General features: G+C 57.4%; 16 protein-coding genes. 7 read left to right on the top strand and 9 right to left on the bottom strand.

Annotation, left to right across the window (positions count from 1 at the left end; translation table 11 throughout):
- Positions 1–106: 106 nt before the first annotated feature.
- Positions 107–283, top strand: a complete 177-nt coding sequence (locus tag CPH17_RS20065; RefSeq protein WP_172898704.1) for a hypothetical protein — start codon at positions 107–109, stop codon at positions 281–283.
- On the top strand, positions 283–1,722 hold the full coding sequence (locus tag CPH17_RS17510; RefSeq protein ID WP_096300540.1) for an FAD-dependent oxidoreductase: 1,440 nt from the start codon (positions 283–285) through the stop codon (positions 1,720–1,722). Before CPH17_RS20065 ends, CPH17_RS17510 begins: the two co-directional genes overlap by 1 nt.
- A gap of 10 nt (positions 1,723–1,732) precedes the next feature.
- Here CPH17_RS17510 and apaG read toward each other — a convergent pair whose 3' ends face one another.
- The 5 genes from apaG to CPH17_RS17485 all read right to left on the bottom strand — a co-directional run bounded on the left by apaG (position 1,733) and on the right by CPH17_RS17485 (position 7,217).
- Positions 1,733–2,110 (bottom strand): Co2+/Mg2+ efflux protein ApaG, encoded by a 378-nt coding sequence (apaG, locus tag CPH17_RS17505; RefSeq protein ID WP_074395491.1) that lies wholly within the window; start codon positions 2,108–2,110, stop codon positions 1,733–1,735.
- Positions 2,107–2,922, bottom strand: coding sequence for a 16S rRNA (adenine(1518)-N(6)/adenine(1519)-N(6))-dimethyltransferase RsmA (gene rsmA, locus CPH17_RS17500; protein WP_074395490.1), 816 nt, complete (start codon positions 2,920–2,922; stop codon positions 2,107–2,109). The genes apaG and rsmA overlap by 4 nt, the downstream gene beginning before the upstream one ends.
- Before the next feature lie 71 nt (positions 2,923–2,993).
- On the bottom strand, positions 2,994–4,049 hold the full coding sequence (gene pdxA, locus CPH17_RS17495; RefSeq protein ID WP_096300538.1) for a 4-hydroxythreonine-4-phosphate dehydrogenase PdxA: 1,056 nt from the start codon (positions 4,047–4,049) through the stop codon (positions 2,994–2,996).
- Positions 4,049–4,771 (bottom strand): SurA N-terminal domain-containing protein, encoded by a 723-nt coding sequence (locus tag CPH17_RS17490; protein WP_441316754.1) that lies wholly within the window; start codon positions 4,769–4,771, stop codon positions 4,049–4,051. Before CPH17_RS17490 ends, pdxA begins: the two co-directional genes overlap by 1 nt.
- Positions 4,772–4,784: 13 nt before the next feature.
- Positions 4,785–7,217 carry an LPS-assembly protein LptD gene (locus CPH17_RS17485; RefSeq protein ID WP_096300536.1) on the bottom strand — a complete coding sequence of 811 codons (2,433 nt, stop codon included), beginning with the start codon at positions 7,215–7,217 and terminating at the stop codon, positions 4,785–4,787.
- 70 nt (positions 7,218–7,287) lie between these two features.
- On the opposite strand from CPH17_RS17485, the gene CPH17_RS17480 reads away from it, so the two are divergent.
- The 5 genes from CPH17_RS17480 (at position 7,288) to speD (ending at position 10,882) form a co-directional block, all read left to right on the top strand.
- Positions 7,288–8,298 carry an aminoglycoside phosphotransferase family protein gene (locus tag CPH17_RS17480; RefSeq protein ID WP_096300534.1) on the top strand — a complete coding sequence of 337 codons (1,011 nt, stop codon included), beginning with the start codon at positions 7,288–7,290 and terminating at the stop codon, positions 8,296–8,298.
- Entirely contained in the window at positions 8,295–8,966 is a 672-nt protein-coding gene (gene murU / locus CPH17_RS17475; protein WP_096300532.1) for an N-acetylmuramate alpha-1-phosphate uridylyltransferase MurU, read from the top strand. The genes CPH17_RS17480 and murU overlap by 4 nt, the downstream gene beginning before the upstream one ends.
- Positions 8,963–9,358 (top strand): gamma-glutamylcyclotransferase family protein, encoded by a 396-nt coding sequence (locus CPH17_RS17470; protein WP_331712944.1) that lies wholly within the window; start codon positions 8,963–8,965, stop codon positions 9,356–9,358. The genes murU and CPH17_RS17470 overlap by 4 nt, the downstream gene beginning before the upstream one ends.
- An 87-nt stretch (positions 9,359–9,445) precedes the next feature.
- On the top strand, positions 9,446–9,865 hold the full coding sequence (locus CPH17_RS17465) for an OsmC family protein (RefSeq protein ID WP_074395485.1): 420 nt from the start codon (positions 9,446–9,448) through the stop codon (positions 9,863–9,865).
- Positions 9,866–10,087: 222 nt separating this feature from the next.
- Positions 10,088–10,882, top strand: coding sequence for an adenosylmethionine decarboxylase (gene speD / locus CPH17_RS17460; protein WP_074395484.1), 795 nt, complete (start codon positions 10,088–10,090; stop codon positions 10,880–10,882).
- 73 nt (positions 10,883–10,955) lie between these two features.
- Here the strand turns inward: speD and lpxL are convergent, their stop codons facing one another.
- The 4 genes from lpxL to CPH17_RS17440 form a co-directional block, all read right to left on the bottom strand.
- Positions 10,956–11,882 (bottom strand): LpxL/LpxP family Kdo(2)-lipid IV(A) lauroyl/palmitoleoyl acyltransferase, encoded by a 927-nt coding sequence (gene lpxL / locus CPH17_RS17455; protein WP_074398424.1) that lies wholly within the window; start codon positions 11,880–11,882, stop codon positions 10,956–10,958.
- A 12-nt stretch (positions 11,883–11,894) separates the two neighbouring features.
- Positions 11,895–12,995 (bottom strand): alanine racemase, encoded by a 1,101-nt coding sequence (gene alr / locus CPH17_RS17450; RefSeq protein WP_074395483.1) that lies wholly within the window; start codon positions 12,993–12,995, stop codon positions 11,895–11,897.
- 110 nt (positions 12,996–13,105) lie between these two features.
- A complete protein-coding gene (gene rpoS, locus CPH17_RS17445) occupies positions 13,106–14,077 on the bottom strand; it encodes an RNA polymerase sigma factor RpoS (RefSeq protein ID WP_074395482.1) in 972 nt (323 codons plus the stop codon).
- A gap of 150 nt (positions 14,078–14,227) precedes the next feature.
- Positions 14,228–15,304 (bottom strand): peptidoglycan DD-metalloendopeptidase family protein, encoded by a 1,077-nt coding sequence (locus CPH17_RS17440; RefSeq protein ID WP_096300530.1) that lies wholly within the window; start codon positions 15,302–15,304, stop codon positions 14,228–14,230.
- Between the last annotated feature and the right edge of the window lies 1 nt (position 15,305).

Below are 15,305 nucleotides of genomic sequence, written 5' to 3'. Positions count from 1 at the left end.
ACCAACCTGAACCACTATAAAGACAGTAGGTAACGCGGTTTAATCGTCGCCTAGCCGCCAGAGTTACCTATCGTCTCATGCTACCGTTAAGGACAACGCTACCGACATGCCCATTGATCACACCCGACGCGAGCTAATGCGAGTCGCGGGCCTCGCTGGCATCGGCGCGCTGCTGCCTGGCGCAACGCTGATCCCTGCCAGCCAGGCCGCTGCCAACCGGGTTTCCCCACCATTGACTAATGTAAAGGTTGACGGCTGGCTGCTACGCGCCAGTGATCGCTAATGTATAGCGCTTTCGAGACCATCAGCGATGCGGTGGATGTCTGCATTATCGGTGGCGGCGCCGCCGGCATCGCCATGGCGGTTACTCTGGCCAAGCGGGGGCATCACATTCTGCTCTGCGAGGGAGGCGACGCCAGCTACAGCGAACGCTCCCAGGAGAACTACCGGGGGGACATTGTCGGCGATGCGTACCATCCGCTGGAGACCACCCGGCTGCGTCACCTCGGCGGATCGACCAACCATTGGGGCGGCATCTGTCGTCCCCTGGATGATTATGACTTCACCGCCAAGCAAGCGGCCAGCGAGACAGGCTGGCCCATAAGTCACGCCGTTCTCAGCCCTTATCTAAACGCTGCCATGCGCCTGCTTAGCCTGGAGCCTGTGCCGCCAGACCAACGAATTGAGGGGGCAGGACTCAAGCGCACCCATTTTTCACTTGGCCCTCCTACGCGCTTGAAGGAGAAATACGCCGCCACGCTCAGCGAGTCGACTAGCCTTGAATGCTGCCTGACGGCCAACTTGGTCGGGCTAGAAACGCAAGATGGCAAAGTGACTACCGCTACTTTCAAAAACTACCAAGGCGACTCTCGTCAAGTTCGCGCACGCTACTTTGTAGTCGCCTGTGGCGGCATCGAAAACTCACGCTTGCTGCTGTGGTGCAACCAACAGACGCAAGGGCAACTGATTCCTCAAGCTGACACACTGGGGCGCTATTGGATGGAACATCCCCACGCCACGGTGGGCAAGGCGCTGCTCTTTGAACCCGCCGCGCTGGGCTTAGACAAAGACCATACTGTTTTTCTCTCGCCCACGGCGCCTTCCATTAGCTCAAGGAAAATACTTAACTGCGGCCTGCGGCTACACCGCATGAACACCGAGGTTACCCAACAGCTGATTGACGAACTCGCGGGCCAAGCACCGACGCTAGCGGGTAGAATGCGCACCTGGCAAGCCCAGGGGCGCGTGATGCATGGCGCCATGCTAAGGGCCGCCTGGGAGCAGGAACCGCGCCATGAAAACCGCATTGAGCTGAGCGATGAACTGGACGAGCTTGGCGTTCCACGCAGTCGGCTGGTATGGCGGCAGTCAGATCTGGATCGCCGCACTATTCGTGAAAGCCTGCAACTGTTGGGAGAGTATCTACGCGATCACGATGTGGGAAGGCTACAGATGGCTGAATGGCTAGCTGAGACGCCGGTGCAACTGCCCACCGAGGGCGAACTCGCCGGACGTCATCATATGGGCGGCACGCGGATGAGCCTTGAAGCCGAGGAAGGTATCGTTAACCCCGACTGTCGACTCTTTGCCCAGGAAAACGTTTACGTGGCGGGCTCCAGTGTTTTCGCGAGTGCTGGTCACGCCAACCCGACGTTAACACTGGTGCAATTGGCGCTGCGCCTCTGCGACCATTTAGAAAGCAAACTGACGAAGGGCGTCTAAGGCAACCGGCCTAGTGGAGCTGATGCGGTACTGCCAATCTGAACGGCGGGATCGCCACTTCAAAGACCCGCTGGGTCGACGTATCGAGCAAGGTATAAACCCCCTCCATGACACCTACCGGCGTTTGCAACATGGCACGACTGGTGTAGCGAAACTGCTGGCCTGGGCCGATCAACGGCTGTTGCCCCACCACACCCTTGCCGCGCACTTCCTGATACTCACCCCCGCCCTGAGTGATTTTCCAGTAGCGAGCCATCAGTTGAACGCTATGCGGGCTGTTATTGCGCACGTTGATGGTATAACTGAACACATAACGCGACTCTGCCTCGCTGGATTCCTCGGTGCGATACTCGGGTGTCACCGTGACGTCAATCGCAAGCTCGCTCACAGTGTTTTGCTCCCTTCATCTGCCGCCACACGGTTGGCAATCGTCACGAACTCGGCCACCGTCAGCGTTTGTGGACGACGCACCGGGTCAATGCCCAGATCTTGTAAAATCTCAGCACTGACTCGCCCTTTTAGGTTATTGCGCAGGGTTTTGCGTCGCTGACCAAAGGCTAGCTTAACCAGATCAAAAAGCAGCGCAGGGTCATCCGCGGTATGCGGCAATACTGCGTGGGGCGTGAGGCGCACGATGGCCGAATCCACATTAGGACGTGGTACAAAGGCCTCAGGCGGGACAATAAACAGCTGCTCAACTTGGCAGTAATACTGCGCCATCACCGATAAGCGCCCCCAGTCAGGGCCGCCTGGCTCGGCCGCCAACCGCTCCACGACTTCTTTTTGCAGCATAAAATGCATATCGGCGATGGCATCGCCCATGGTCAGCAAATGTACAATCAGCGGCGTTGAGATATTGTAGGGCAGATTGCCCACTACGCGTAGCGCAGGCCCCTCGCCCCTCAGCTTGGTAAAATCAAATTTAAGCGCGTCGCCTTCATGGATAACAAAATCGGGATAGTTAAAAAACTGCACGCGCAGGCCGGGAATCAAGTCCCGGTCAAGCTCGACAACCTCCAGCGCACCGGCGGCTTCTAACAGCGGCTCGGTGAGCGCACCTTGGCCAGGGCCAATTTCAATCAGGCGGTCGCCTTCACGCGGGCCAATGGCACGCACGATGCGCGAAATAATCCCGAGGTCACGGAGAAAATTCTGACCAAAACGTTTGCGAGCGCGATGTTGCTGGGGCGCGTGAGACATCTAACACGATTCCTTGGGGGTCGGTCGTTGGGCAAAAGGCCTGAACTAATCCATCGTTGGCACGCGCAGGTTTAACGAAGCGAGGTGGTACGCTGATCGGCGAGCCGTCGCGCCAATGATAGGGCCACCTGTAGGCTGCCGGGATCGGCAACGCCTTTGCCCGCGAGGGTAAGCGCTGTGCCATGATCTACTGAGGTACGCACCAGGGGCAGGCCCAGCGTAATATTAGCGGCCTTGCCAAAGCCCGCGTATTTTAACACTGCCAAGCCTTGATCATGATACATGGCCAGTACGGCATCGACATTGGCTAAATGACGTGGCGTGAACAGCGTATCGGCAGGAAAAGGCCCCGTGATGGCCATGCCTTCCTGGCGCAGCGCGTCGAGGGCGGGAATAATGATATTCAGCTCTTCGCGCCCGAGGTGCCCGTCTTCACCGGCATGGGGATTCAAGCCACATACCGCAATACGCGGCGTCACCAACCCAAACTGATTGCGTAAATCGGTTTCCAGTAAACGGCTGATACGCACCACGCGCTCAAATGTGATGGCGTCAGCCACCTCGCGCAACGGCAAATGAGTGGTCACCAGGGCAACACGCAGGTCGCCGCTGCCCTGCCAGCCTGGGGCCTGCGCATGCAGGGCATTGTCGGTTGCCAGCATCATGACCACCTCGTCAACGCCGCAAGCATCGCGCAGCCACTCGGTATGTCCGGTAAACCCGGCGACGCCAGCCTCAATGATCACCCCTTTGTGCAGCGGCGCGGTGACCATGGCTGCCGCCTGCCCCGATCGGCAGGCATCCACCGCGAGCGCCAGGGTCTCGAGCACATAATGACTGTTCGCTGAGTTGAGCGTACCGGGCACCGCGGGTGCCTTCAGCGCAACCGGCCAGACCCGCAGCGTGGGCGCCTCCGGTTCCGACAGCACTTGCCCAGGCGTCGCTTCGACGATCGCCACCTTGAGCGATAGGGCCTCGGCGCGCTGACGCAGCATACGCGGGTCGCCAATCGCCACGATGCCACTCGGCAAAGCACCCCGCGCGGCCAGCATCAGCACAAGCTCGGGCCCGATACCAGCGGGCTCACCGGTGGTAATCACCACCGGTGGTGCATGGGCAGGTTTCATTAAAGGCGGATATCAACAAAGGCCTGCGAGCGGATTTGTTGCTCCCAGGTTTCCAGCTCTTCATTGGCGCGGCGCTGAAAAATGGCTTGACGCGCCTCCTCACGCTGGGCTTCTTGGTTCGCGCCCTGCCCACCCAATTGGCCCACCTGCGGGCCGATCATACGATCAACCTCGCTCTCGCTGACATTGACGCGACTGCTGACCTGGCGTTGCTGAACCTGTCGCATGAGCATTTCACGGCGCACGTTATCGCGTACGCTTTCCAGCGTCATACCGTCGGCTTCTACCGCATCGGCAAACTCCTCAAGGGTCATGTTATTCGACTCGGCAATCGAACGAACTTGCTGATTGAGTTCTGTGTCATCGATGCTGATATTGGCGTCACGGGCCATTTGCAGTTGAATTTCCTCAACGATCATGCGCTCCAACACCTGCGACTCGAGCTGGTCACGCGCGGGGAGCGACTCACCACGCGACTCTGACTGACGCTCAACCTGGGTCACACGGTCATCCAGCTCGCTGCGCATGATAACGCCGTCGTTGACCACGGCGACCACCCGGTCAAGTGTCTGGCGCTCGGCAGGCGCCGAAGTTTGGGCCTGAACACTTAACGGAACGGTCGCCGCCATGCCCAGGGCCAAGGCGCTTCCCAACGCAAGCATGTTGGCGCGGGCAAGCAAGGTCTTTCTCATCTTCATAACGTCGTCTCTGTCAGTCGCCATTCAAAAGGCTCATTTATAAAGGCGTCGGGCGGAAACCCGGAATAGATTGCTCAATGTATCCATCGGCGTTTTGGCCAACGCCGCCTAAACCGCGGAATACGAAGCGCAGGAAAATGCCGCGATCGTTAAAGTCATCGTCGATTCGCGCGCTGTCGTTGTCGTCGATCCATTCGCGCCACACCACCTGCAGACCATAACAGCAGTCACTCCACTGTACACCCGCCAGCTGTTCCAGCGCGCGCTCATTGGTTTGATCGTGAATGTAACGGCCAATCAGATCAATCTGCGGGCTGGCTTTCCACGCAAAGGAAAGGTCCCATTCTTCACGATTGTAGTTGCGAAAGCTGTCATCACTCGGCTCTACGCCAGGGTCAAAGTCTTGGATTTCCCAACGGTACCCAAGGTTCAATACGTGGCCTTCTGGATGACGATAGCGCACATCCACGGTGGAGCTTTCGGTACGATCAAGGTTGTCGTCATAAAGCCATTCGTAGCCGGTGCTCCAACGATCGTTAATCTGCCAATCGACCCGGGTAACCAACGGTGAACGATCGCGGGTAGCTTGGTAATAACGCTCATCATTCGTGCGGGGCGGTAGCGTATCAGCATCACCTTCAATATCAATCCGGCGCTCGTCGAAGTAGACGCTTTGCCCAACGCCAACAGACAGCCGGTCACGGCCGGTTTCGTCTTCAAGCAGCCGCGACTCAATCCCCAGCGACAGCCGGTTCAAATCACCCACCCGATCAGCCCCGGAGAAGCGTTGAGCAGACCATAGCTGATTCCAGGAAAAAGGCTGCTCGCGGCTATCGAAGTCGGGCAGCTCGCTTTGATCAGTACGCGGCACATAGGCATAGTTCAAGCGCGGTTCCAAGGTTTGGCGGTATTCGTCTCCCCCCAGTTCCAGTTCGCGTTCAAATACTAAACCGCTATCCACCGAGGTCACCGCAATACTGCGGCTTGGCGATTCACTGTTCTCGGTCGTCCGGTTACCGTAATCCAGCTGGTAGTCGGTATGCCAAAGCTCCGTACGCGGTTCGATATACCCCCAGGGGCGATCAAATCGCCAGCCAAATGCCGGAGTTAAGTGCAACCGACTACCCGTGGCCGCCTCGCGTTCAATCACTTGTTGCTCGTCCACGTTGCGCCAGAAATAGGTCGCGTTGGAGCGCCACTGGCTATAAAACCCGCTGCCCAATTGCCAGTTGGCGTTGGCGCTTAAGCTCGGCAGGCGATAGAACGGCTTATCGCGGTCGTTAAGCGGGTCGTCTAAACGCTGAAACCCTTGCGCTCGGGCATCGAGCTGCCAACGCTCACCACGATAATCGACCTGGGCCAAGCGCTCCATATTGGTGCGGTCATTGCTGCCAAATTCGCCGCCAAAGTCATCGAAGTAGCGCCCGTCACTGGCGGCACCGTAACGTAGTTGATAGCGGCTACGCGGATTAATTCGCCCGGCATGCTGTGCTTCAACATACCAGCGGTCCTCACCTTCGTATCGCCCTTCTGAGCCGCCCGAACCGCCTTTATCGCTGTTTAAGTAGCCTGCCTCCAACGTGCCTGCGCTTTCTTCAAACAGGTAGCGGAACTCGCCGTTCAGCAGCAGGCCATGGTCACTCATCCAGCGCGGCGTGATCGTCGCATCGCGGTTGGGCGCAATATTCCAGTAAAACGGCTGGGTATAGTCGACGCCGTCGCTCGAAAAACCTAGCGTGGGGGTTAGCAGCCCGGTATGGCGGCGGTCATCAATCGGGAAGCGCACCCAGGGAACGTAAAGAACGGGCACGTCTTTAATTTCCAGACGCGCATTGCGTGCAGTACCAAAGCCTTTGGCTTGGTCCAAGCGAATATCGCTACTGACGAGATTCCAGGTATTTTCCCCAGGGTCGCAGGTCGTAAAGCGGGCATCCTGAAGGCGGTATTGGTCTTTTTCCAGCTGCTCAAGCTGAAGAGCCTGACCACGCAGGTGCTGGTCATACAGTACAAAGTGACTGTTATCTAACCGAGTGCGGTCTTCATTGAGCATTAGCTCGGCGGTATCGCCACGCACTAATGCGGTGCCATCACGCAGCGCAATATTGCCCTCGGCGTTCACCCGCTCGCGATTAGCGGGCATGGAGGCCCGCTCCGCTTCCACTTCTTCGTTCGCTCGCCGCAGCACCACGTCGCCACGCAAAATAGTTTGGCCATCGGACGCGTAATCCGCTTCGCTAGCCTCTGCTGCGAGCGTTTCGGGGTTGTCTTGTTCTGCCAAGCGGTAGCCGGGCATTACGTAACGTCCACGGCAAAGCTGGGTGGCCGCTTCTTCCTTCCCCCAAGGCTTCCAGTCCAACGCCTCCGCCGAGAGCGGCTCGCTCTGTGCCACCGCGGAAAAGGAGGCGCTGGCCAGCAAACTCCCCATCAATGTTTGCGCCACTGGCACCGCGCGCGAAAATCGCTTGCCCATGTTCGTTATCCTTGGCATCGAGAATCGGTATTATACAGTCCGCATCATGCCCGACCAGCCAGGAGCTTGCATGTCTTCATCGCGGATTAACGCCCTTATTGCATGGGCCGCGCATCAAAACGGCCTTCCCGTAGACGCTATTTCTCTCGCCCCGGCCGGAGGCGACGCCAGTTTTCGGCGCTATTTCCGGCTCTCGCTGCCTGATGACACCACCCAGGTGGTTATGGATGCCCCGCCCCAGCAGGAAGATAGCCAGCCTTTTGTGACCATCGCACGCCGCTGGCATTGCGCAGGACTACCGGTGCCCCAGGTGCATGCTGCTGACCTAGAGCAGGGTTTTTTACTACTGGACGACCTGGGTAGTACCCCATTGCAGCAATTATTTACCGATGATGCGCGTATCCGAGGCTATCACAATCAGGCGCTATCGCTGATTGCCGATTTACAAAATCGTGTTTCCCCAGAGACGCTGCCCGTTTACGACACCGCATTATTGGGCCGGGAACTTGATTTATTTTCCGAGTGGTGTCTGACCGCATGGCTCGGCCTGGCGGTGCCCGACAGCTGGATGGCACTGCGTTCTGAGCTAATTGACCAGGCGCTTGCTCAGCCCGTTGTCTGCGTGCACCGCGATTTTGATGCCATGAATTTAATGGTCCACGACCAACGACTTTTCATAATCGACTTCCAGGACGCCGTTGCAGGGCCGATCAGCTACGATGTTATTTCGCTGCTGCGGGGACGCTACCAGCGTTTTAGCGAAAAACAGTTTACGGCCTTCGTTGATGCGTTTCATAGCCAAGCCCAGCGCGATGGTCGTCTCTCGCAACGCTATGACGCCGCCACTTTCCTCCATCAGTGCCAGGCGATGGCCGCCCAACGTACCCTGAAGGTGCTAGGCATTTTCTGCCGCCTTACCCTGCGCGACCACAAAACGGGTTACCTTGCGCGCCTACCCCACTTTCTTGATCATCTGGACGATAGCCTGGCCGGAATACCGGGCCACGACGATTTTGTCCACTGGGCCCAAGATACGCTGCGCCCGGCGATTATCGCGCGCTTGAACGAGACAGACGTATGAAAGCAATGATTCTGGCCGCCGGCCTCGGTAAGCGGATGCGACCGCTGACCGACCACTGTCCAAAACCCTTGTTACCCGTCGCCGGAAAACCGCTCATCGTGCATCATTTAGAAAGGCTTAAGCACGCTGGCATTGACCAAATCGTGATCAACGTAAGCTACCGAGCCGAACAGATCATAGCCGCATTAGGCGATGGCCACTCATACGGCGTGTCCATTCAGTGGAGCCGTGAAACCACTCCATTAGAAACCGGCGGCGGCATTCATCAAGCGTTGCCATTACTCGGTGAGGCCCCCTTTTTACTCATCAATGGCGATGTCTGGTGCGATCACCTGCCCCATGCAGAGGCACTGTCGGAGAAGGACCTTGCGCACTTGGTGCTAGTGGATAACCCTGAGCATCATCCCGACGGGGATTTTGCCTTGCGCGACGGGCGGGTGTATCAAGCCCCTGCCCCGCGCTTAACCTTCGCCGGGATCAGCCTGATACGTCCTGCGCTGGTAGCGGATCAACCCGCGGGCGCCTTTGCCCTGGCACCGCTGCTTAAACACGCCATCGACAGCCAGCGCGTCAGCGGCGAACATACCGCACAGCATTGGGTCGATGTCGGCACACCCGAGCGGCTCGCCGAGCTGGGCACTTATCTGCAACACCGGATAGGGACATGATGACTGCCGAATACCTGGAGACTGCCGTTGCTACCACGCCGCTAGTCGCGGTGTACGGCACCCTCAAGCGTGGTTTAAATAACGCCCACTGCCTGTCCAAGGCAGTCTGGCTTGGGGGCGACACCAGCACAGACTTGACCCTTTACGACATTGGGCCTTACCCCGGCGCAAAATGGCAACCCTCGCTGGGTATTTTGCTGGAAGTATATCGCGTGACGGCTACCCAGCTTGCCCAGCTTGATGCCCTGGAAGATCATCGCCAGACTGCCCCCGAACGGGGCGAGTACCAACGTCAACTGCTAGCCACTCGTTTCGGCACCGCCTGGGTATATATTTACAATCCAGGCGTTGACGGTTGTTTAATGATCGCTGAAGGCGGCTGGCCAACCTAATGAGGCAGTGCGCCCCAGGCAAGAGATGTTATGCTGCGCGACTTACCTTAGTCGCCTAGAGTTAGTCGCTTGGATGAGGAGAGCAACGTGAAAGCACGGGTAAAATGGACAGATGGTCGCCAGTTTGTCGCCGAATCAGGCAGCGGGCACAGCGTGGTGATTGATGGCCCGCCGGATCATGGCGGACGCAACACCGGGCCACGGCCAATGGAAATGCTGCTGATGGGCATGGGCAGTTGCACGGCGTTTGATATTCTGAACATTCTCGACAAGGCCCGCGCCGACGTCACCGACTGCGTGGCAGAACTCGACGCTGAACGCGCCGATAGCGTGCCCTCGGTCTTCACCCGCATTCATGTGCACTTTGTGGTCACCGGCCGCGCACTAAAAGAAAAGCAGGTTCAACGCGCCGTGGAGCTGTCAGCGGAGAAATACTGCAGCGCCTCGATTATGTTGACCAACGGTGGCGTTGAGATTACCCATTCGTTCGAGATGGTCGAGGCGTAACCAACCCATCATCGAAAAGCGTTCACGCTAGGAAAAACCACGTAAAAAACTTACTCAGCCGGATGCATCACAGGCCTAGTGCGGGCATAATACGCCCGCTTATTGAGCGCCTACGATTAACAGGTGTTGGATTGAGTGCTCATCACCATGCGTTGTTAACGCATGATCGGTTCCGGCGTTGGCTCGTCGGGGTGTTTTCATCTGCCATAGGGAGGCTCGGACGTGTCAGATAATCTCCGACTCCACGGGTTTAACAACCTGACCAGCTCGCTAAGCTTTAACATTTACGACATCTGTTACGCTAAAACCGAAGAGCAGCGTGCGGCTTATATCGACTACATCGATGAGCTCTACAATGCCGAACGTTTAACGCAGATTCTTAAAGACGTGACCAACATCATCGGCGCGCATGTACTGAATATTTCGCGCCAGGATTACGAACCCCACGGCGCCAGCGTCACCATTCTGATTGCCGAACATGAGCTGGATGAGACAGACCCCGAGCAAACAGAGCCGGGACCAGGGCCGCTGCCTGAAACCGTGGTGGCTCATCTGGATAAAAGCCATGTCACAGTACATAGTTATCCAGAATCTCATCCGGACAACGGTATCAGCACCTTCCGCCTGGATATTGATGTGTCCACCTGTGGCCATATCAGCCCGCTCAAGGCGCTGAATTATCTGATCCACAGCTTTGACTCTGACATTGTGACGATGGACTACCGGGTACGCGGTTTTACCCGCGATGTGGACGGCAAAAAACTGTTTATCGACCACGATATCACCTCGATCCAGGACTACCTGGCCGAAGATACCAAGCACGCCTATCAAATGATTGATGTGAACGTGTACCAGGAAAACATGTTTCACACCAAGATGCTGCTCAAGAACTTTGAGCTGGATAACTACCTGTTCGGGACCTCGCAGCGAGATATCACCTTCGAGGAGGCGCGCGATATTGAAAGCCGCCTGCGCAAAGAAATGCTGGAGATTTTCTACTCGCGCAACCTCGACTGACCGAGGCACGAAACGCAAAAAGGCCGGCTTTAATTGCCGGCCTTTTTTTATGTCTGAATAACCAAAACCAAGGCTAATAAACCCCTGGCTCGCCTTCCGGCCGCGTTTTAAAACGCCGGTGCAGCCATAAATACTGTTCGGGATGCTGACGAATGGCCTGCTCGATAAACGCATTCACCCGCGTGGCATCGGCGACCTCATCGTTGCTCGGATAGTTTTCCAGCGCAGGCAGCCACTCGTAGGTGTAGGTGCGGTTATCCGGGTTACGGTAGAAAATCAACGGTACCACTTGCGCCCCGGTCATCCGGGCGATTTTAGCGGTCAGCCGCACCGTTGCCGCCTGCTGGCCAAAAAACGGCGCGAACACGCTGGCATCGCGGCCAAAATCCTGGTCGGGTGAATACCATACCGAATACCCGGCTTTTAGCCGCCTGACCACGCTACGAAGATCGTGGCGATGAATCATCTGGTCAAACACCCGCAGGCGGGCGCGAGTCATAAAGCGGTCGAACAGCGGGTTATTATGCGGGCGGTAAACCGCATCCGACGTGAAAAACAGCGAGTGTAGCGCACCGCCCAAATCCAGCGGCGAAAAATGCACGCCGATAATCAACACGCCGTCACCTTGTGCCTGGGCCCTGGCAAGATTCTCCTCACCGATACACGCCACCCGATGGCGAAAATCCTCAGGGCTTCGGCACCACGCCACGGCGGTTTCCACCAAGCCAATGCCATTGGCGATAAACGTTTGTTTAACCAGTTCCCGCTGTTCCGCCGGGCTTTTTTCCGGAAAACAAAGCTTGATATTGACGTCGGTGATATGTCGACGGCGTTTGGCAAATCGCCATGCCAAGCGACCAATACCCGAACCGATAGCAATATTCAGCCGCCAGGGAAGCCATGCTGTAACGTACATCCCCGCTATCGCCAACCAAGTTAACCAAAAGCGCGGATGCGCAAACGAGCGTGAAGAAGATGAATCTGCAGATGATCTCGACATGCGGTTAGCCATTTATACAAAAGCGCCATGATAGCGGCGTGGCACGCGGGGCAACACCCCTGTGAGTAGGGTATAGCTGATGGTATCGCAGCTACGGGCGACCTCGTCGACTGACAGCACCGCGCCGTTGCCTGCACGCCCCCACAACACGACTTCGCTACCAATGGCCGCATCGGCCACGCCGCTAACATCCACCGTGAACATATCCATGGACACCTTACCCACCAGCGGGCAGCGCTGGCCATTCACCAGCACAGGTGTGCCGTCCTGGGCGTGGCGGTCATAGCCATCGCCATAGCCCCCGGCCACCACCGCGATACGCGAGCGACATGGTGCCCGCCAACGACCGCCGTAGCCTACCGGCTCGCCTGCCTCGACATCGCGCAGGGCAATGATTTCGGAACGCAGCGTCATCACCGGGCGAAGCGACTCGGTCGTTGGGGTCGTGGTTTCCAGCGGATTGCTGCCGTACAGCATGATGCCCGGCCGGTTCCAGGCGCCGTGGGCCACCGGCCAGGCAAGCGTGGCAGGCGAGTTAGCCAGACAAAGCGGTGCATTCAAGGTAGTGGAAAGTGTTTTTAATACCGCCATCTGCTGCTCGAAATAGCGGCTATCGGCGGCATCGGCGGTGGCAAAGTGGCTCATCAAATGCAGCGTTCCTGTCTGGGGTGCTTCGTGAAGACGCTGCCAGATAGCGCTAACTTCGTGTGGCGAAAACCCCAGCCGGTGCATGCCCGAATCTACCTTGACCCAGACCGGAATCGGCTCGCGGGGCGAAAAGGTTAGCAATGCTTCCACCTGCCAGGCGCTGTGCACCGCCATCCACAGCCGGTGGCGATCTACCAACGCCAATTCGTCGGCGCTAAAGATGCCTTCCAACAGGATAATCGGCGTGGTGATACCGCCTTCGCGCAGCGCCAGCGCCTCTTCCAAACATGCCACGGCAAACGCCGGTGCATCGGCCGCCAGAGCGCGCGCGCAGTCAAGTGCCCCATGGCCGTAGGCGTTGGCTTTGATGACCGCCACCGAGCGACTGTGAGGCGCGCATTGACACGCCAACTGATAGTTGTGACGCAGTGCGTCTAAATCAATATGAGCCACCAGCGGGCGCATGTCATTTCTCGCTTGTTGCTTACCAATCGGGGTTAATCATTATTGCTAAATAAAGTCACCGGGCACATGGCCCGGTGCTGGGGAATTAGCGATGCCAAAACACAAGATCGCTAGCTTTCAAAAATCGACGATAACGACAGGCCCTGTTTCTCCAGTGACCGGCGCAGCTTTTTAAGCGCTTCGACCTGGATTTGGCGAACACGCTCGCGGGTTAAGCCAATTTCAGCGCCAACTTCTTCCAGGGTGGCCGCTTCGTGGCCGCGCAAACCAAAACGCCGCACGACCACTTCGCGCTGCTTCTCATTGAGCTCGTCGAGCCAATGATCAACGTGCTCTTTAACATCGCCGTCAACCAGAGAGGCCTCGGGCCCGTGGTCTTCCTCGTCGGTCAGCGTATCAATTAGCGGTTTGTCGCTTTCGCCACCCATGGGGTAATCAACCGAGGAGACACGCTCGTTAAGCCCCAGCATTTTTTTGACCGTCCCCACCGGCTTGTCGAGATGCTCAGCGATTTCCTCCGCCGTGGCCTCGTGGTCAAGCTTTTGCGTCAATTCGCGGGCAGCACGCAAATAGATATTAAGCTCTTTAACCACGTGGATCGGCAACCGAATGGTGCGGGTTTGATTCATCAGCGCCCGCTCAATGGTTTGCCGGATCCACCAAGTGGCATACGTTGAGAAGCGGAAACCGCGCTCGGGGTCGAATTTCTCGACGGCCCGGATGAGACCTAAATTACCTTCTTCAATTAAGTCCAGCAGGGTTAGCCCACGATTCAGATAGCGGCGGGCTATTTTCACCACCAACCGCAAGTTGGACTCAATCATCCGCGAGCGACCCAACGGGTCACCCTTGCGTGCCAGACGCCCGTAGTACACTTCCTCTTCGGGCGTTAATAGTGGCGAAAAGCCAATTTCATTGAGGTAGATCTGCGTGGCATCAAGGCTTTGATGCTGCTGACGGTCCTCGCGCCCTAACGCTTTTTCAAAGGCATCTTCGGCGGCGGCTACTTCATCACCATCGTCAAGTGCTTCTTCCACAGCGTTCAGGTCTACTTCCTGTAGATCTTTTTCCAGCATACTCATCCGTCTTACCCCCGTTATATCGCCTATCCGCCCTTAAAAAAACCAAATGGGGTCAATGCTGCGACTCCCATCGTTATTGTTATATAAAGCGTTAACGTCGTTACCTGTCGTGATGGTCTTGGCAACACACGTGTTCATAGCTGATATCGGTTAGCGTGACGGCAGAAACTCCAGGGGATCTTGAGGCTGGCCTTCGCGGCGAACCTCGAAATGCAGCCTCGCATCTTCCGCGTCACTATCGCCCATGGAGGCAATGACCTCGCCGGCTTCCACAACATCATTCTCGCTGACATTTAGGCTGTCGTTGTGCGCATAAGCGCTGAGAAATTCATCGTTGTGCTTGAGCAGAATGAGGTTACCGTAACCGCGCACACCACTGCCTGCATATACCACAATGCCAGGTCCAGCGGCTCTCACAGGTTGCCCCTTTTCTCCTGCGATATCAATCCCGGCGGTAACGCTATCGCCTTGACCGAATTCACCCACGACCTTGCCCTCACTCGGCCACTGCCAATCAATGGTTTCGGCCGGTGTGTAAGTGCGTCCGTCGCGGTCAGGTGCCGATTCATCGCTTTCGGCCGTATCCTGTTCGGGGGCTTCTTCAGGTTCCTGCTCGGGTTCCGATTCGGGTGTCGGCTCCGCTTCGGTCTGCTCGGTTTGGCTTGGCTCTGGGTCAGCTTCGGGCGCCGATTCCACGTCCGAGGCGGTTTCGGCCGTAGCAACTTTTTCACGGCTATCATCAGGTGCAGCCTCGGCCACTTCCTGCGACGCTTCCACGGCGTCACGCTCAGCGGTGCGCTGATTTCGCTCAATGGCCGTTTCATCGGGCAGCAACCAGTCCATCTCCTGATCGCCGCCACCTGAAGATGACGCATCGGGTGCCAGCCCACGGGCGACTGCACCGCCTGAAGACCCATCCGAAGATGACGCTGTGTCACTCGAAGACGATGGTGATGACTCGGCACCCTCTCGTAGCGCCAGCGTCTGACCAGGTTGAATACGGTAAGGAGGCTCAATGTTGTTTAGCGCGGCAACTTCACGATAATCAAGGTTATGCTGCCAGGCGATGCCGTAAAGCGTATCGCCTTCTTTTACCTGGTATTCAGGGGTGCGCTCCACCGCTTCGCGGGCATCGCTCAAATCGCGCACCTGCGGCCCGCCTCCCTGCTGATTGGCACAGCCGGCAACAGCTAACGCCAGTGCGGACATCATTACTATCTTACGCATG

This window comes from Halomonas sp. hl-4 (assembly GCF_900215475.1).
Taxonomy (GTDB): domain Bacteria; phylum Pseudomonadota; class Gammaproteobacteria; order Pseudomonadales; family Halomonadaceae; genus Vreelandella.
This window is presented reverse-complemented; position numbering and strand designations above follow the sequence as displayed.

Coding starts and splice junctions, on each gene's coding strand:
- CPH17_RS20065 (WP_172898704.1), top strand. CDS start 107: ATGCCCATTGATCACACCCGACGCGAGCTAATGCGAGTCGCGGGCCTC.
- CPH17_RS17510 (WP_096300540.1), top strand. CDS start 283: ATGTATAGCGCTTTCGAGACCATCAGCGATGCGGTGGATGTCTGCATT.
- rsmA (WP_074395490.1), bottom strand. CDS start 2,922: ATGTCTCACGCGCCCCAGCAACATCGCGCTCGCAAACGTTTTGGTCAG.
- pdxA (WP_096300538.1), bottom strand. CDS start 4,049: ATGAAACCTGCCCATGCACCACCGGTGGTGATTACCACCGGTGAGCCC.
- CPH17_RS17490 (WP_441316754.1), bottom strand. CDS start 4,771: ATGGCGACTGACAGAGACGACGTTATGAAGATGAGAAAGACCTTGCTT.
- CPH17_RS17485 (WP_096300536.1), bottom strand. CDS start 7,217: ATGGGCAAGCGATTTTCGCGCGCGGTGCCAGTGGCGCAAACATTGATG.
- CPH17_RS17480 (WP_096300534.1), top strand. CDS start 7,288: ATGTCTTCATCGCGGATTAACGCCCTTATTGCATGGGCCGCGCATCAA.
- murU (WP_096300532.1), top strand. CDS start 8,295: ATGAAAGCAATGATTCTGGCCGCCGGCCTCGGTAAGCGGATGCGACCG.
- CPH17_RS17470 (WP_331712944.1), top strand. CDS start 8,963: ATGATGACTGCCGAATACCTGGAGACTGCCGTTGCTACCACGCCGCTA.
- lpxL (WP_074398424.1), bottom strand. CDS start 11,882: ATGTCGAGATCATCTGCAGATTCATCTTCTTCACGCTCGTTTGCGCAT.
- alr (WP_074395483.1), bottom strand. CDS start 12,995: ATGCGCCCGCTGGTGGCTCATATTGATTTAGACGCACTGCGTCACAAC.
- rpoS (WP_074395482.1), bottom strand. CDS start 14,077: ATGAGTATGCTGGAAAAAGATCTACAGGAAGTAGACCTGAACGCTGTG.
- CPH17_RS17440 (WP_096300530.1), bottom strand. CDS start 15,304: ATGCGTAAGATAGTAATGATGTCCGCACTGGCGTTAGCTGTTGCCGGC.